This is a genomic window from Pseudoalteromonas sp. SR45-5 (assembly GCF_014163565.1).
GTDB classification, from domain to species: domain Bacteria; phylum Pseudomonadota; class Gammaproteobacteria; order Enterobacterales; family Alteromonadaceae; genus Pseudoalteromonas; species Pseudoalteromonas distincta.
In genome coordinates this window covers 1-995 of the sequence record NZ_JACJDN010000945.1, presented here as the reverse complement: position 1 = coordinate 995, position 995 = coordinate 1, and the positions used below count along the sequence as shown (strand labels likewise).

At 34.1% G+C, this 995-nt stretch carries 2 protein-coding genes; both read right to left on the bottom strand.

Annotated features, from left to right (window positions below; all coding sequences use genetic code 11):
- Positions 1-163, bottom strand: a 163-nt coding sequence (locus H5072_RS20260) for an aldehyde dehydrogenase family protein (RefSeq protein ID WP_182694614.1), incomplete at its 3' end; no start/stop codon positions are given.
- Positions 164-379: 216 nt separating this feature from the next.
- A complete protein-coding gene (locus H5072_RS20255; protein WP_182694613.1) occupies positions 380-895 on the bottom strand; it encodes an NUDIX hydrolase in 516 nt (171 codons plus the stop codon).
- Positions 896-995: the final 100 nt, after the last annotated feature.

The following is a 995-nucleotide window of genomic DNA, read 5'->3' as shown; positions in this document are numbered from 1 at the left end:
TATTAAGGTATTTTGCACGTTCAGTGAATGACGTTAATCGCCATTTTAAATATGTTTCGTGAGATTTTTCGATTACCTGTTCTGCTTCCTTTTGAGAAAGTAGTGTATAGGTTTCAATGGTTTGCTCAGTTGCGGGATTAATCGTTTTAACTGTGTTACTCATTTCTATCTCCTTACAAATTTAGTTATTTAAAAGGTGCAAGGCTAGAGCCAGTTTTTATAAAAAGTTGATTTTGTTTTTATCCATCTGATTTTATTAATTAAATTTATATTTTTGCTGAAGGAGGATTTTTTAAATATAAAAATTGAGGTGCTCGAGGTAGTAAAATATTCTGGGCGTTGCAAAATTTACAACACCCTCTGGGGCAAACACAGAGCTTTATATTAGCTCCTTTGCAATGCGCTTTAATAAATAAGTTTCTCGTAAAATAGAAAGCCCTTGTTTTTCACTGTTAGCAATGGTGCGCTCGTTATGTGCAATTGCGTCGTTAATATCAACCCATTTAGCTGTCATGCCATTTTGCTGCTCGTAATGCTCTAACTGCGCTTTGCCAAACTCGTCGCCAATACTGCATACAAAGCAATACGATTTAATATGAATAATATCAAAATCGTCTTTATACCAAGGGCGATACTCTTCATAGAGTCCATAAGTTTTAACTACACTTATTTGTTGTGCACCGGTTTCCTCGCTTAGTTCGCGAATTAAGCCTTGCTCAATACTTTCGCCGTCATCTACTCCACCGCCGGGTAGGCTGTAGTCTTCATAACGGTTTGTATACATTAAAAGTATTTTATTATTTTTAATTACAATGGCGCGAGCTGTTAAGCGTGTAAATTGAGTACCTTGGTCAATATTAATACCTGAATGTATTAAGGTTTTTAATTGCTGCATTTCGTCTCCTTTTTTAGGTTTTTAATAATAATAGTTGCTACCATTCTATAAATAGAAACGATTTTAATTATTAATCATAATTTGTGATCGATTTTTTTCA

Bases quoted from the DNA above. Each gene is read 5' to 3' on its own strand.
- H5072_RS20255 (WP_182694613.1), bottom strand. From the start codon at position 895: ATGCAGCAATTAAAAACCTTAATACATTCAGGTATTAATATTGACCAA.